14 protein-coding genes and 1 tRNA gene are annotated in these 15,688 nt (G+C 44.4%); 3 read left to right on the top strand and 12 right to left on the bottom strand.

Translation table 11 applies throughout. The annotated features are described in order from the left end of the window. The 12 genes from ACO0KV_RS03455 to ACO0KV_RS03400 form a co-directional block, all read right to left on the bottom strand. On the bottom strand, nucleotides 1–2,418 hold the full coding sequence (locus tag ACO0KV_RS03455; RefSeq protein WP_423039908.1) for a DUF3987 domain-containing protein: 2,418 nt from the start codon (nucleotides 2,416–2,418) through the stop codon (nucleotides 1–3). 97 nt (nucleotides 2,419–2,515) lie between these two features. Next, the gene (locus ACO0KV_RS03450; protein WP_423039906.1) at nucleotides 2,516–2,752 is read right to left on the bottom strand and encodes a helix-turn-helix transcriptional regulator; all 237 of its coding nucleotides are present in this window, start codon (nucleotides 2,750–2,752) and stop codon (nucleotides 2,516–2,518) included. A gap of 169 nt (nucleotides 2,753–2,921) precedes the next feature. After that, nucleotides 2,922–3,821 carry a hypothetical protein gene (locus ACO0KV_RS03445; RefSeq protein WP_423039904.1) on the bottom strand — a complete coding sequence of 300 codons (900 nt, stop codon included), beginning with the start codon at nucleotides 3,819–3,821 and terminating at the stop codon, nucleotides 2,922–2,924. A gap of 131 nt (nucleotides 3,822–3,952) precedes the next feature. Further along, the gene (locus ACO0KV_RS03440) at nucleotides 3,953–5,218 is read right to left on the bottom strand and encodes a tyrosine-type recombinase/integrase (protein WP_423039902.1); all 1,266 of its coding nucleotides are present in this window, start codon (nucleotides 5,216–5,218) and stop codon (nucleotides 3,953–3,955) included. A gap of 165 nt (nucleotides 5,219–5,383) precedes the next feature. After that, nucleotides 5,384–5,473: transfer RNA gene (locus tag ACO0KV_RS03435), tRNA-Ser, on the bottom strand. A 56-nt stretch (nucleotides 5,474–5,529) separates the two neighbouring features. Then, nucleotides 5,530–7,551: a putative bifunctional diguanylate cyclase/phosphodiesterase gene (locus tag ACO0KV_RS03430; protein WP_423039900.1), complete on the bottom strand. Its 2,022-nt coding sequence runs from the start codon at nucleotides 7,549–7,551 to the stop codon at nucleotides 5,530–5,532. Then, nucleotides 7,551–8,681 (bottom strand): EAL and HDOD domain-containing protein, encoded by a 1,131-nt coding sequence (locus ACO0KV_RS03425; protein ID WP_423039898.1) that lies wholly within the window; start codon nucleotides 8,679–8,681, stop codon nucleotides 7,551–7,553. Before ACO0KV_RS03425 ends, ACO0KV_RS03430 begins: the two co-directional genes overlap by 1 nt. A 229-nt stretch (nucleotides 8,682–8,910) precedes the next feature. Beyond that, on the bottom strand, nucleotides 8,911–10,188 hold the full coding sequence (hemW, locus tag ACO0KV_RS03420) for a radical SAM family heme chaperone HemW (RefSeq protein ID WP_423039896.1): 1,278 nt from the start codon (nucleotides 10,186–10,188) through the stop codon (nucleotides 8,911–8,913). After that, complete coding sequence (gene rdgB, locus ACO0KV_RS03415) at nucleotides 10,185–10,769, bottom strand: RdgB/HAM1 family non-canonical purine NTP pyrophosphatase (RefSeq protein WP_423039894.1); 585 nt, start codon at nucleotides 10,767–10,769, stop codon at nucleotides 10,185–10,187. Before rdgB ends, hemW begins: the two co-directional genes overlap by 4 nt. 11 nt (nucleotides 10,770–10,780) lie before the next feature. After that, on the bottom strand, nucleotides 10,781–11,518 hold the full coding sequence (rph, locus tag ACO0KV_RS03410; RefSeq protein ID WP_423039892.1) for a ribonuclease PH: 738 nt from the start codon (nucleotides 11,516–11,518) through the stop codon (nucleotides 10,781–10,783). A 4-nt stretch (nucleotides 11,519–11,522) separates the two neighbouring features. Next, nucleotides 11,523–12,464 (bottom strand): PP2C family protein-serine/threonine phosphatase, encoded by a 942-nt coding sequence (locus ACO0KV_RS03405; RefSeq protein ID WP_423039890.1) that lies wholly within the window; start codon nucleotides 12,462–12,464, stop codon nucleotides 11,523–11,525. A 106-nt stretch (nucleotides 12,465–12,570) separates the two neighbouring features. Beyond that, nucleotides 12,571–13,581: a serine/threonine protein kinase gene (locus ACO0KV_RS03400; protein ID WP_423039888.1), complete on the bottom strand. Its 1,011-nt coding sequence runs from the start codon at nucleotides 13,579–13,581 to the stop codon at nucleotides 12,571–12,573. 151 nt (nucleotides 13,582–13,732) lie between these two features. Between ACO0KV_RS03400 and ACO0KV_RS03395 the strand changes: the two genes are divergently transcribed. The 3 genes from ACO0KV_RS03395 to rpoZ all read left to right on the top strand — a co-directional run bounded on the left by ACO0KV_RS03395 (nucleotide 13,733) and on the right by rpoZ (nucleotide 15,653). Beyond that, nucleotides 13,733–14,635: a YicC/YloC family endoribonuclease gene (locus ACO0KV_RS03395; protein ID WP_423040094.1), complete on the top strand. Its 903-nt coding sequence runs from the start codon at nucleotides 13,733–13,735 to the stop codon at nucleotides 14,633–14,635. 137 nt (nucleotides 14,636–14,772) lie between these two features. Beyond that, nucleotides 14,773–15,417: a guanylate kinase gene (gene gmk / locus ACO0KV_RS03390; protein ID WP_423039886.1), complete on the top strand. Its 645-nt coding sequence runs from the start codon at nucleotides 14,773–14,775 to the stop codon at nucleotides 15,415–15,417. A gap of 32 nt (nucleotides 15,418–15,449) precedes the next feature. Next, nucleotides 15,450–15,653: a DNA-directed RNA polymerase subunit omega gene (gene rpoZ / locus ACO0KV_RS03385; RefSeq protein WP_186910781.1), complete on the top strand. Its 204-nt coding sequence runs from the start codon at nucleotides 15,450–15,452 to the stop codon at nucleotides 15,651–15,653. The last annotated feature ends 35 nt before the right edge of the window (nucleotides 15,654–15,688 follow it).

Genomic DNA, 15,688 nt, shown 5'->3' with positions numbered 1-15,688 from the left:
TCACGCCTCTAACAGATGTGGATTAACTTGAACCTCTTGTTTCTTCCCATGTTGAACTAAACTGATACGCCCATGATTAATGAGTTCCTTTATGGCGCTATCCCGCTTTATCTTGTTTCTTAATTTGTAAGGAGCAAATTGGGACATAGTGCGAGTTGGCACCTTATTGACGTTATTTTCCTTGCAGTATTTAAGCAACCAATCATCCAGCTTTGCCGCATCCGCTAACTCCTCGGGCAAAGCGAGCTCACCCAAAAATCTAAGCGCTTCATTTAAATGCCAGGCAGCGATTATGCTTGCCGATTCAAAATGGTTCATACATATGCCACCCAGGCCACCATCTACAATATGAAAGAGCGCAGCAATTCTTGCAGCGTTATCTGCTATTTTGCTCGCTACGTCTCGTATATCTTGAAGTTCCCCACCAGTCCCTAACGATGTTTCAATTTCGTCATGAAATTTAATCCAGGCAGCTTTTGCTTCCGGTGAAAGAGAAAGCATTACAGTATCTAACCCACCACTCTCATTGATAGGTACAGGTACTTGTAAGATACGATTAATGTCCTGATGAAATTTGCTCAATGCAGGCATATCTTTTGGCGGCTCACTAAACATTCGCGTACCTTGGGTTGATTCCGGATGCGCCATCAAAAACCGTGCTAAAAATCCCGTACCACGCGCAAGCGTTCCCGTCCGGCTAATGAAATCAAGTAATGCTGACTCTTGAACCTGCAGAGACATCGTTAAGCGCGCGCCATCGACGATATAGGACTCACCCCGACGATCGAATGTAAGTTTTGTTGCATCCCATAGCTGATTCAAGTTAGCAAGAGTGCGTAACTGAGAATCTTTTCCCATCCCATGACTGCCAAAAACTGCGCCTGCTTCAGACGAAATTACGCCGCCTGATGGCCACTTGGTACCTAAGGCATAGGTTAATGCTTCAGGAGTAAAGTCCGCGTAAATAAGACGAGGTACGCGCGGAATTTCAAGTTCAGTCAACTCATGTTTTACCAAATCATGCTCTAATTGCCTTAAGATAATCGCATCGGATTTTTTACTTTTAGCTTCGTGCTTAATGGCTTCGAGCAGGCCTGAGCGAGTAGCATCCCATATGGCTTTTTCCGCATTAAATTCACGTACTACTAGTTTTGCGTCCAGTTGTTGCTGATTTTCATATTCACGAATAGCCTTACTGAATATTCCATCGCAAGTAGATTTACGTTCACCACTTTCTGCAATAACTAAAAAATATAAGCTGATGGGGCCAGTTAATTTTTCAGCCCTTTGAACGTCATAATGCGCCTGTGCCGCAAGGCTAAGATTAGCCATTGCTGAACACGCAACCATAGCGATTGGTGCCTTCGTAAACCCCTGCACCTCCTTCACTGCGTTCATGACAACTTCAGGTAAAACGTCAACCGGATACGGTACCTCCGCAGCGCTCCGAATTAATTTTTCGGGTAGAGGCCAAACACAGTCATTATTGACGTTTTCGATTAAAGCCCTCACCGAATTCAGACCTTCTGAGATATGAAGATCATTAAAGTCCGTAAATTTATCACCCTCATTTTGAAACTTCGGAACTGCAATGTGCGCAGACGCTGAAAGAGCTGCTGCAGTGGCGGCAAGAATCCCAGTGTTTTTCCCGGTTTTCAATTCTGTAGCTTTGTCATTGTCAGCACAGATAATGATCGTAATTTCGGGACCAAGCTTTGCACGCAGGACCAAAGTTACTGCCTCCAAGTTTCCAGCATTGAACGCGACGGCAACGGGTAAACCCGTAGCCTCATGCAAGCTAGCGCCTGTAGCAAAGCCTTCACATATCAATATTTTAGAATTCGGTTTACCCCCAAAGCTGTGATAGCAGCCTTTAATTTTCCCATCAGTTTTAAAGCGTTTGATTCCGTCAGGGGTAATAAATTGCAAGCTAGTCAGGCTACCAAACTCATCGCGTATGGGTACTAATAAGGTCTTATCAGCGAGCTCCCGAGCACCAAACGGGTTGATCCCTTTACTCAAACAATATGGGTTCGATGCTGGCGCTGGTTTTGCCATCTCCCATATCTCTAAACTTGATTTTGCAGCCACATCTTGCGCTCGCATCCGTTCTGCATCTGCTTGCGCCTTAGCTTGCTGTACGAGTTCTGTATAACGCATCCATGTATCAGGGCTTACTTGATCTTTACTCCTACTACACCATTTTTCTGAAATTCCCGTACGCCAGTCGCCATAAGCGCCAGCAGCAATACACCCATCATCATATAAAACATACCACCCACTCTTTGAGGTGCCTTTATCTTCAGATGTAGAGAATCGGTGCAAGTTGCCATCGCAAATAATTTCTGATGGTTTAAGTTCTTGCGCAGCCATAGCATCCATAATGCCAAAAGCACATTCTGAAATTGCTAAACCCACATGCCACCCCGCAATGAAATGAAAACCGCTACGGAAGCAAAAAGCGTGAGATCTGGGTTAACCTCCAAAAAAAGCAAAAGCGATAAAAGACGCCCTTTCATTTGCTCACCTCCACTTTGTAATTTAAGGGGTCAGCAAAAAATTTGTGCAGTTCACGATTTGAGTATGCAGTGCAACGCTCGGAGAATTTGATTGGCTGAGGAGCACGACCAGCCTTCACAAGCTGACGGAACTTCTCCCTGCACATTGGCGCGAAAGGAGCAATTTGATTCCAACGGCTCATGCCATCGACTGGAAGAGTTTTATTGGGGACTAAGTTAAGTTGATTTTTCATCTTGCGTATCTTTGAACGTTACCGCCGAAGCATGGCGGGGTCTGACAAAGATAATTATCTGCAAGGATAAAAAATAGTTAGGTGAGTTAAGAAAACCCACCTGACTGATTAATTTAACAACTAGGACCGTTGTAGAATATGTATGTTCGGAAGTGCACCAAAATGTCTATTATTCAGATGAATTTGCCGGGAGATTTGAAATAATTGTAGGTGCTCCACCACCCTTATTCCAATTAGCAACAGTGCAAATTCTCTCTTTTGTTCCATTCTCGAAGTCTGCATACTCAGGGAAGGTATCTAAAATCGTCAGAAGGTTTTTCTTTACCGATTTCCCGTTATTGAAACGGCTAGGATCTTTACTTGCTTTCATCCAGAGCTTATTCGCTGCAATTAACTCTAGCGGCCTCATATGATGATCATCAGGTATAAGTGAAACAAGGCTAACATTTGCTAATAATTTTCTTTGCTCTTCAATTTTAATTTGAGCATCTTTTAGCAAACTCTCCGTTTGAAGCAGCCTTCCCCTAAGCTCGGTATCTGCTAGCTCACTAGAAATCCTTTGGTCGTAATTTGGATTACTTTTAGCTACAAATAAATGAGCATTTTCCTGCTCAAATCTTTCAACTTCCTCGTTAAGAAATACAACATAACTAAATTCGCCGATATCATCATCTCCACAATTGAAATGGACGTATTCGTCCAATCGCCACATTCTGCCACCCCACTTAGTCGATGGGTGCTTCTCTCTAACGTAGTACGCCTCAAGTTCAAACGGGACCTGTCGCTGAAAACGCAAGTAGTAATATCCATTTACTTCTGTAGCCAGAAAATTCTCGTCGAATTCACTTTGTATTTGGTGACGGGTCCATTCCAAATAATCACGTTCCTTAGCGACTAATGACCAGCGAGGTTTCTGATCACTTGATTCAAAGACGTCATACATTCCGAATAAAAATATCGAAGGAAATAACCTATTATCAGCTACAAGATGAAATAAATCAGTTTTACCAATTTGCCAGTGAACCAACAATTCGCTAAAAGTTAAATGCCCCTTAATGGTTGATGTCATTCATTCCTCTACACCCTTTTATGTGAGAATCATGTCAGAAGCAGAAAAGGCTACTGCTTTTTTCCAAGAATCTAGTAGACATGATTAATTTGAGCAAACTAAAAGTAAAGCAATGTTTTGATGCGATTCGTTTAAGCAGCGTTTTTTTCAAATGAAGCAATAATCACATTACCACGCTCAATTTGCTCCAAATAATCAGCGTAATGCTGCATCATTTCTTTCCTTTCTTCCAAGAACTCTTCACGATCGTATGCGCCACCATAAGCTTCTCCCGACGCATGTGATAGTTGCCGCTCTATTCGGTCAATTGGATATTTCAGCGTTTTCAAAATTCCTTTAGCGAGAGACCTGAAACCGTGTCCCGTCATCTGGCCTCCATACCCCATTCGCTTCAAAGCTTGCAAGATCATGCCGTTGCTCAACGGCTTTTCATGGTCTCGACGATTCGGAAACAAATACCTACTTCCGCCGGTATATTCGTGCAGCTCCCTCAGCAGTTCCCATCCTTGACGAGGCAAAAATGGATTGTGATCGACCATGCGAGGATTAATTCGCTTTGCTCCCATCTTCATTCTTTGCCATGGGATTACCCATTGTTCATTCTCGAGATCAATTTCGCTCCAAGGTGTTTCTATCAACTCACTTGTTCGAACGAAGGTAAGTAGCATTAGGCGCAAAACAATACGATTTGGCGGATACATACGTCCCTCATTTTTACCGATAACCTTTAATAACATCGGCAGCTCAGCTACTGTAATAGAAGCATGATGTCCTTTTGTTCTTGGCTTTAAATGATCTTTTAAGGCTGGTATCGGGTCGTATTTCCTAAACCCTTTGACAATCGCATATCGGAATACCCCACTGGCAAGAGCAGCGATGCGCTTTGTTACCTCTAACGCACCACGTTTCTCCACTTGTTGCAATACTTCGAGCATCAGTGGCGTCTCTATTTCTGAAATTGGTAGCTTGCCAATCTGAGGAAATAAGTCCCTCTCCATTGCCTTTATGTTCTGTTCAGAGGTCTGCGGTTGCCAGGCACTTTCCGCCTTTTTCTTATGCCACTCCCTTGCGATCACTTCAAACGTATTGGCTGCAACTATATTAGCCGTGCGCTTTTTGTCGTCTCGATCTTTGGCTGGATCGGTGCCTTCGCTAAGCAATTTTCGCGCGGCGAGACATTTTTCCCTTGCTTCGGCTAACGAAACAATTGGGTATTCACCAAATGTTAAGCGATTATTTTTCCCGTTAGCTTGCCGATAAGCCATACGCCAGCGTTTCTTACCGTTCGGCATTATTTCGAGGGACAGGTTGTTTCCATCAGCTAAGGAATAAGATTTATCCTTTGGCTTTGCATTTCGAACTTGAATGTCCGTAAGTGGCGTAGCTAGTTTTGGCATTTTGCATCCATGGTTTTGTATCACTATGTATATGGATGCAAGGATGGGTGCAAAAAGTGTGGTTGTCAATGGGCAAACTTAGGCACTACTGACGTAAAAAAAACCCCTAAGTGTTTGATTTCTTAGGGGTTTCTTGCCAAACTTTGTTAAAGTTTGCCGTATTCTTGGCGGAAGGTGTGAGATTCGAACTCACGAAGGCTATAACACCTCGCCAGTTTTCAAGACTGGTGCATTCAACCGCTCTGCCAACCTTCCAAGCCCTCTATTATAGCTGGGCTTGAAGCTGTGGACAAGTACTCGAAAGACTTTTACTATAAAAATGGTGTATTTAGCAGTGCGGGTATAGCGTCTGCCCGAACTGGGCGTGAAAATAAGTAGCCTTGGATCTCGTCACAACCAGCATTTTTTAAATAATCGAGTTGCGACTGCGTTTCAACGCCCTCTGCGACTACGTTGAGATTTAACTGCCGTGCCATCATGATGATGGCACTCGCAATGGCGCAGTCATTGGCGTCATTGGGGATGCCTTGAACAAACGAGCGGTCGATTTTGAGGGATGCAATTGGAAATCGCTTGAGATACGATAAGCTGGAATAACCCGTACCAAAATCATCTAGAGCCAAACTAACGCCAAGCGCAACGATTTTTTTCATAATAGAAATCACGCCCTCAACATTTTGCATCAGCATGCTTTCCGTAATTTCCAATTCTAGCCATTGCGGAGATATCTGGTACTTAATTAAGACCGCCTCAATTTGGTGAGGCAATGCTTCGGTAAAATCGCGAGCCGACAAATTGACTGCAACTTTAAAAATTGGCAATCCTTGCTCTTGCCATTGCTTCGCCTGGCAGCAAGCGGCATCCAATACCCATGCATCAATTTCCTGAATCAATCCGGATTCTTCAGCGACGCCAATGAATTCTGCTGGAGAAATCAATCCGCGCTCCGGGTGATTCCATCGAAGTAACGCCTCAACACTGATTAAGCGATTCGAATTAACATCAATTTTAGGTTGATACTCCAGAAAAAATTCTTGGTCTTGCAAAGCTTTGCGAATAGCTGATTCAAAGAATAGCTTTTCTGCGATGTGAATATTAATTGCCTGATCATAAAATGCATAGTTTCCGGCAAGTGAGTTTCCGGTCTTCTTTGCCTGGAACATGGCGATATCGGCGGATTGCAATAGTGAATCTGCATCCATCCCATCATTAGGGAAAACACTAATGCCGATACTGGCTGACACTCTGAGATCGTGACCTTCTACAGAAAACACATTTTCAAGGCAATCAAGAATTTTTTGTGCAACCAGACTCGCATCCGAGTGCATGGCGATTTCTGGCAAAGTGACTGAGAACTCATCACTCCCAAGTCGTGCAACGATGTCTTGATCACGTAGGACACCTGCAAATCGCTGACCGACTTCCAGCAGTATGGCATCACCGACGCGATGGCCCAACATGTCATTAATGGGCTTAAAACGATTAAGGTCAATAAACAAGAGCGCTGAACTGACCTGTTTACGTTGTGCTATTTGTAGTGACTTATCAACCAATTGGATATACAAGCTGCGATTCGGCAAACCGGTCAGCGTGTCGAAATATGCAAGCTGATTAATCTTTTTTTCTGCATCTTTTCGATGAGTAATATCACTGAGGTAGCCAACGATACCAACTGGTTCGGCGCCTAATCCAGAAATCACAGAAAGCGTGAGACTTGCCCAAAAAATATCACCGTTTTTTCGTCGACGACGAACCTCCATTTCGTTGGCGCCATTCGTGAGAAAATCATCGAGAATATCTCTCTCATGACTCGCTGTGGCGCCCTCGTCTTCGTATAAAAACAAAATATTCTTACCAAGGACTTCATGGGATGAATAACCAAACATTTTTTCAGCGCCGCGGTTCCAGCTGAGGATAAACCCAGCAAGATCCATAATAATCACGGATTCGTGGATCTGATCCAATATTTGCGTTTGCAACATATGCTCGCGCAAATTTAATGCGTGCTTTTGGATGACATCTTCACGCAGCTTAAAAAGCCGCGCTGTCATTCCGGCTATGATATTTAGTTGCTGTAGGTCGGACTCAGAATACCTTCCGTTTCTACCTGATAGCAGATAATAAGTATCTGCTGAAATCGGACAGGCAATATCATCGTCACTCAATGTTTGCGCATCAATACGTCGCTGAAAACTGAGATCATCGTGATTAAAGAAGCTTCTGATTAAACGATTAATTTCGATATCAAGTGTTTCACCGTCAAAGCGTAATATCGCTTCGCTTAAAGAAACACCGAAATGAAGATCGTTCAATGCAAAAACCATTTGTGTCATTAAGCTTCTCGGCAAACTTGATTGACCCAGGCGTAGGCTTGCACCAAGGATTCTTCAAAAACATTTATCGACACTTCGGCGCGCCTTATAGCAGTCTCGATTTCTACTGTGTGCGGGCGATCCGCAAGCTCAACTAGGCGCAAGTGACTGCCTAGGATACCGGTTCTATGGAGCAAAGCAGCGAGTACTTCATCCTTTAAACTGAGTGGATGTAGTACTTCGCCTAAATCACTGCCAAACAATTTATCAAGTAAAGAGAATATCCCGACCATAAACGCAGCATCTTGTTCATCTTTACTCCCGCCATTTTTTTGGCATAAAGCTTCCATCATACTGGCGCGAAAAGCCGCACGCGTCATCAGCGGATTGAGCGCACCGGCGGCATCTTGCGACCGCGCATAAAGCAAGAGTTGCAACCAGCGCTGTAACTGCCGACGACCTAATAAATTGATAGCCTGACCAAAACTCGATACACGGACTGTTTGCGCAAACGCTGCAGAGCTCACCAATTTAAACAGCATAAATGACAAACTTGGATCTTGTTTAAATAACTCTTCTAATTCGTGAGAATCCGCATCACGAGAAACCAACCCAAGCAGTTTTAAAAGACGAGTACGTGCCGTACCGTCAGCGGATTTGTTTGTTGCAGGTGGGTTAAACGGATATTCACCTGATAGCATTTTAAAACCAGCCTGCACCGCCTGATCGAGCGACGCATGGGTAGAAATATTTTTTGCCCAATGCTGCCCGCTAGCCAATCGTGTAGTCCACGATTTGGCAAAAAACGGCAGCGTGTTGCTTGCATCCATTGCGAAATACTTGGTTTCGCTCCACGCCAACTCTAAAGAAGACGCGAATTGGTCTGTGAGAATTTTGAAACCGTTAGTCGTGAAATGCTTCAGTAGCGTCTGATTTTCTTTAGTCGCACAAACAGATTCTGGAATGCACAGAAAAATCTTGCTCGCGGGTAGACGCGTGTGCAAGTCTGTTGGCACTTCATGAATGTCCTTCACAGCCAGCATCCACACAATAGAACCTAACGTATCGAAAAACTCTTTCTCTTTCCAAGATTGCAATACCGCAATCCACTCACTAGTTTGCATTGCACCAAAGTCTGGTTGTATTGCCATAAGCTTCTGGCATACGTTCATTACGGGTAAAAAAGTAGGTACCCCAAAATCTTTATTCATCATTTTTTTATTTTAAAAAATTCTATTGACGGCATAAACACGTTCTTTTTTTTCTATTGTAACGCATTGTATATTCGAGTGCGGAAACATTCTGACCGCACTGTTAACCTCGAATCCTTAAGGTAACTACTTTACACTTGATATATCGTCAATGTAACTAGTTTAAAAATTATTTCTCGTCTGATTCACGTAAAAAAATCTGTTGCAAATCGTTCAAAAACAACTTACCCATGCTTGTTGGTTTAATAGTCTGGTGATCACGAATTAATAAGCCCTTGCGTTCGGCTTCTAACAATTCTTTTTCGATTGAGTTAATCAACAAACCCGTGCGTTCCTGAAATAAATTAACAGGGAAGCCGTGGTTGAGTCTTAATGCGTTCAACATAAACTCAAATGGGAAATCATTCACTGCAATTTCTGTCGACTCTTGTACGGCGTTACCAGACATTGCTGCATCCATGAATGCTTTAGGTTGTTTATAGCGCGCTTGCCGCACAATCCGATGATGAAATGAAAGCTTGGAATGTGCTCCTGCGCCGATACCGAGGTAATCGCCAAAATTCCAGTAATTCTGATTGTGCTTCGATTCACACCCACGACTTGCGTAAGCCGATACCTCGTAGTGACGATAACCAGAGGCCTCCATTTTTCCATGGATCACATCCTGCATCTCTGCGCTTAGATCATCATCAGGAATAACAGGTGGAAATTTCGCAAAATACGTATTCGGTTCAAGTGTTAAGTGGTACAAGGATAAATGCGGGGGTGCAAAAGCCAACGCAGTCTCAACGTCAGTTTTAACTTCCTCAAGCGTCTGTCCGGGCAATGCGAACATTAAATCGAGATTGAAATTATCAAAATGGGTGCGCGCTATTTCTATCGCGCGCTTTGCTTCATCCCCATTGTGAATCCGGCCAAGTTTTGCCAAGTGCTGAGAATTAAAACTTTGGATACCAATCGATAATCGGTTAATCCCGCTCTCTTTGTAAGAGCGGAATTTTTCCATTTCAAAGGTACCAGGATTTGCCTCCATGGTGATCTCAGCAGCACCGTCAATCGGCAGTAGGGTACGGATATCCGACATTAACCGATCCAATCCAGTTGCAGACATAAGACTTGGTGTGCCACCACCGATAAACACTGAATAAATTTTTCTACCCCAGATCAACGGCAATGATGATTCCAGATCCGCACGCAAAGCGCGTAGATAACCATCTTCATCAAAAGTTCCTTTGACTTCATGCGAATTGAAATCGCAATAGGGGCACTTTTTTACACACCAAGGGAAGTGAATATAAAGAGCAAGTGGTGGCAAAACGGTTAAATTAAGTTTGCCGGGCGCAAGAAATTTACCAGCAACATCTAATGGAATATGTGACAAATCGGGCGCAGATTTGGTATTGGGCACCGCGCTCGAATGCATTGATACAGGCTTAATCGGAATCATCGCAACTTCTCAAACAACACACGCAACGCCTGCCCGCGGTGTGATAACTGATTTTTTTCTTTAGCGTCCAACTCGGCGACTGTCTTTTGCAGCGCTGGAATCAAGAAGTAAGGATCATACCCAAAGCCATTGGTTCCACGCGGCTGATCAACAATTTCGCCTTCCCACACACCATCTGCAATCACAGGCTGTGGGTCGTCAGCAGATCGCACTAATACCAGTACGCAATAATAATATGCAGACTTATCGCTCTTATCGGCTAAGGCCTGAACTAATCTCTGATTATTACGCTGATCAGATTTTGGTTCCCCTGCATAGCGAGCTGAAAAAACTCCTGGCGCACCACCCAAGGCATTAACACAAATCCCTGAGTCATCTGCTAATGCAGGCAACCCTGTCAGACGTGATGCGTGTCTCGCTTTGGTTAGTGCGTTTTCTACGAACGTGTGGAAAGGCTCTTCTGCCTCAGGGACATCAAATTCTGCCTGTGCATGCAAACTAATATCCAACGGCGCCAGAATCTGACGAAACTCATTGAGTTTGCCTTGGTTATTGGATGCAAGAACGATTTTTTTTGTCATAGGTTTCCTAATCAAGCTTCCAACAAACGTAACACTTGTTTTTGCAAAACGATCAAATCACTGATCCCCTGCTGTGCCAAATCAAGCAGTTGATTCATTGTTGCGCGATCAAACGCTACTCCTTCTGCCGTTCCCTGCACTTCAACAAAGTGGCCATCTTCGGTCATGACGACATTCATATCGGTATCGCAAGCAGAATCTTCTGGGTAATCAAGATCCAATACCGGCAAACCCTGATAAACACCAACAGAAATGGCTGCTACAAAATGTTTGACTGGAACCCGGCTAATTGCACCATTGCTGACTAGTTGAGTAAAAGCATCGTATGCGGCAACCATGGCACCAGAAATAGCGGCAGTACGTGTACCACCATCAGCTTGGATGACATCACAATCAAGATGCAGCGTACGTTCACCAAACGCTTCCAAGTCAAACGCAGCACGTAAGGAGCGTCCAATCAAACGTTGAATCTCTTGTGTGCGGCCAGACTGCTTTCCTTTCGCGGCCTCTCGATCCATGCGCGTATGCGTTGAGCGTGGCAACATGCCGTATTCAGCCGTGAGCCAACCCTGCCCTTTTCCTTTTAAAAATCCAGGTACTTTATCTTCAATACTGGCTGTACAGATAACGCGTGTATCGCCAAACTCAATCAGCACAGAACCCTCGGCGTGTTTCGTAAAATGGCGACTGATAATGACAGGACGAAGTGCATCAGCGGTGCGACCGCTAGGACGTAAAATATTTGACATAAATTTAATTTTTGGAGGTGATGCGTGAAGACTTGTGAATCGCATTACGAATTTCCGCAATTGCTTTTTCTATCTCTGCATCGTTAAAAATATCTTGCTCACCACTCTCTGCAGCGGCATCACCGTCTAGAGGAGCTTGAATTGTCGTCGTAATAGAACCAACTGGCAACGTATTAGTGGTAATAATCGAACCATCTTCAAGACGGTCATCCCCTTCCCACATCATGGCCAAAGCGGTTGTATTGTCACTGGTCTTACCTGCGATACTGACTGCTGAACGTATCAATTCAGGAATCGCCCTCACAATCGTATGTTCATGCAATCGCTGAGCAAGCATGTGGTCTGGAAGCATCGACCAAAAACCATCAGAGCACAACAAAATAATATCGCCGGGCTGCAAAGCAGCACGACGCGACAATTCTACAATCGGAGAATTTGGCGCCCCCAGACAATTGAATAATTTATTTCTGTCAGGATGGGTATGCCTTTCAGAAGGATCAACTTTACCCTGCGCAATCAATGTTTCGAGTCGAGAGTGATCTTTTGTGCGTAACAGTATTTGCCCTTGACGCATCCAGTAGAGGCGCGAATCGCCACAATGGGCCCAATACGCGTATCCGTTTTGAATCAGGCAAGCAACAATAGTAGTTCTTGGTGTTTCGGGCAAATGATTGATCGTACGATACCGATGAATTTCTTGGTGTGCAGCTAAAAAACTATCTTCAAGAAAACGCTCAGGACGACCGACCGTAGGATGGGCCTGCTGTTGAAACAGAGAACCGATCGTTTGCATAGCAATCGCAGCAGCCATCTCGCCCATGATATGCCCGCCCATTCCATCAGCCAACAATAGCAAAATCGCATCACGGGTAAAGCTGTAACCCATGCGATCCTGATTGATCTTGCGACCACCAATATGACTCTCTTGATAAACGGAAAAACGCATGAACTATGTGACTTCGTTGACTTAATCAATTAGCGATGAAATAACGTTGAGGTATTTCTATACCCAACAAATTTCATCACTACCCTCTCTGTTTAAGGCCGTATATCTAGCCCTCAGTATTTTCTTGTATTGTTGTATTTTCACTATTAGAACTCTTGCTTTTCTTATTGAGGAGACTTGATATTTTTACTTTCACTTTTTCAAGCATACTCAATTCAGGTTGCGGCTGTGCCTTGGTCGCTAACGCCTTTTGAAGGGCGAACACGCTCTGCGGCCGCTCAAGCGGATCTAATTTCAAACACCACCGCACAACCTCAATCAACTCGGCAGAATACACGCCTTCTAGTTTTCGGTAATGAGACTCCATTTTATCGTTGACTTTACGCTGATCTGATGGCTGAGGTGGAGCGCCAATCATACACGCAAAAATAGAAGCGCCAATGCTGTAAATATCAGTCCACGGACCTAAATTTCCGTTCTTTTGGTACAACTCCGGTGCGGCAAAGCCCGGCGTGTACATTGGGTATAATTTAGGTATATCCGTCTTTAGCGTCTGCCGGGCAGCACCAAAATCAAGCAGGATTGGCGTGCCATCCAGTCGTAAATAAATGTTGGCAGGCTTTAAATCGAGGTGAAGGAGCTTATTGGTATGCACCTCGCGTAGACCATTCATCACCTGATTGAACATGCGACGAATAAAACGCTCTGACACCAACGGCTTTTCACCTTTATCGCGCCGACGTAAGATATGTTCTTGTAGCGAGCGGCCAGATTCATAGGCCATCACCATGTACACAGTCTCATTCGCACGAAAGAAATTGACGACGCTCACCACATTTGGATGAGAAATGCGCGCCAAAGCACGCCCTTCTTCAAAAAAGCACTTCAGCCCGATGCGATAAATGGGTAAATTTTCACTTGAGATCGCTGGAACTAACTCTCCCTGTTGGCGCAAAGCCAAGGAACTAGGCAAATATTCTTTTATTGCAACTGCATTTCCATCTTCGTCAGATGCCAGATATACGATACTGAAGCCACCGGACGCAATTTTCTTTACAATGCGGTATCCAGCAATCTCCAACCCGTCAGGCAAAGGAGCATTATTTTGTGCGGCCATTGATCTTCCAATCCTTTATACAGAAGTGATTGTGTTGATAATTGCGGTATTTGTAAAGAATATCCTGCTCTAGGCCAACTTTTTAACTTCTTTTGCATCCAAGACAACACGGAGCTCTACAATTAAAGGACTTACTTTGAGCATCTACAGCATGACTGGTTATGCGACCAGCACCCTTGAAACAGAATCAGGAACAGTAACGATCGAGATAAAAAGCGTTAACTCCAGATTTTTGGATCTGCAATTCCGTATCAATGATGATTTCCGTTCTGTTGAGTCCTTGTTCCGTGACGCAATTGCACGACGCATCGTCCGTGGAAAGGTGGAGTGTCGCTTTAGCTTTGGCAAAAAAACAAGTGAGGCAAATAGCAAGGCGCTCAATGACAAATTGCTAATCCAGCTCGCGTCATTCCAGACACAAGTGCTAGAAAAATTTCCAACAGCAAGCCCGCTCAGCACTAGTGACTTACTGCGTTGGCCTGGCGTTATCGAAGAAGCAGAGATCAATGCCGAAAGCTTACAAACTAGCATCACAAGTACAATCAACAGTACGTTGGATGCCTTCATCGTCAGTCGCGAACGCGAAGGTGCCGCGTTAGCTCAGGTGCTGCTCAACTGCGTTGGCGCGATGGAAGGCATTGTTGAAAAAATCAGGCCACTGTTGCCCCAAGTTCTGCAGCAGTTCCAGCAAAAGGCAATTTCACGCCTTGAAGAAGCACTGGGACTTACTACCGCAACTTCGGGCAATAATCCAACTCAAACGGTCACCCGTGAAGAAGCCCTCGACAGAATACGCCAGGAAGTCACTGTGTATGGCATTCGCATCGACGTTGCCGAAGAGCTAGCACGCCTTTCTGCACACTTGGGCGAAACTCGTCATATCATACAAAAGGGAGGACAAGTCGGCAAACGCCTCGACTTTATGATGCAAGAATTAAATCGCGAAGCTAACACTTTAGGATCCAAAGCAGCACTCAAGGAATTAGCCGATGCCTCAATGGAATTGAAATTATTGATCGAACAGATGCGAGAACAGGTCCAAAACCTTGAATAAGATGTGACATTTGCTTATACTCGCGCGTTCTTTTTCTGATGGCAAATTGACGCAAATGATTTCTATCAATTTGCCACCTCACAAATCGACAAAATTCATCGACATCCACGATTAATCAACTAAACAAAGGCCAGATAATGAACCCAATTACTTCCACGGCAGGTAGTCTTTTCATTGTCGCTGCGCCATCTGGGGCCGGCAAGTCCACTCTGGTGAATGCCTTATTGGCGCAAGAGCCACAAATCAAGCTCTCGATTTCATTCACTACCCGCGCGCCGCGTCCGGGCGAAGAAAACGGCCGCGAATACCACTTTACAACACCTGAAGATTTCTTGGAGCGTAAAGCACAAGGTGAATTTCTGGAATCTGCGGAGGTCCATGGAAATTACTACGGCACTTCACGTATCCTGATCGAGCAACAAATGCTTGCCGGCACTGATGTTTTACTAGAAATTGACTGGCAAGGCGCTCAACAGGTTCGCAAACAATTTCCTGGTGCTGTCGGTATTTTTATTCTGCCACCATCAATTCCGGCACTAGAAGAACGCCTAAAAAAACGTGGCCAGGATGAGCCGCACATCATTACACGTCGAATTTTGGCCGCGGGCGGCGAAATGGCCCACTCTCCCGAGTTCGAGTATGTTATCATTAACCAAGACTTTGCAATCGCACTAGCAGAACTCAACGCTATCGTCAAAGCAACACGCTGCAGATTCACGCAGCAGGCAACACGCAACAGCGATTTGTTTGCCCAACTAGGCATTCATGCCAACCCAAATTAATTCAACGCATTACCGTATTTAGGAAAAAAATCATGGCACGTATTACCATTGAAGATGCATTAAAGCAGATCCCTAACCGTTTTCAATTAACGTTGTGCGCAACTTATCGTGCACGCCAATTATTGCAAGGTCACACGCCAAAAGTTGAATCAAAAGACAAACCAACGGTAACAGCGTTGCGCGAAATCGCCCAAGGTAAAATCGGTATTGAAATGTTGAAAAAAGTTCCAGTGTAATTGCATTGCGACCGAAGTATCACTTTAATCGGCCG

Origin of the sequence: Undibacterium sp. RuRC25W (genome assembly GCF_049339825.1) — a bacterium.
In the GTDB taxonomy this organism is placed as follows: Bacteria; Pseudomonadota; Gammaproteobacteria; order Burkholderiales; family Burkholderiaceae_D; genus Undibacterium.
The sequence above is the reverse complement of the archived record's forward strand: the minus strand, read 5'-3'. Positions and strand labels throughout refer to the sequence as shown.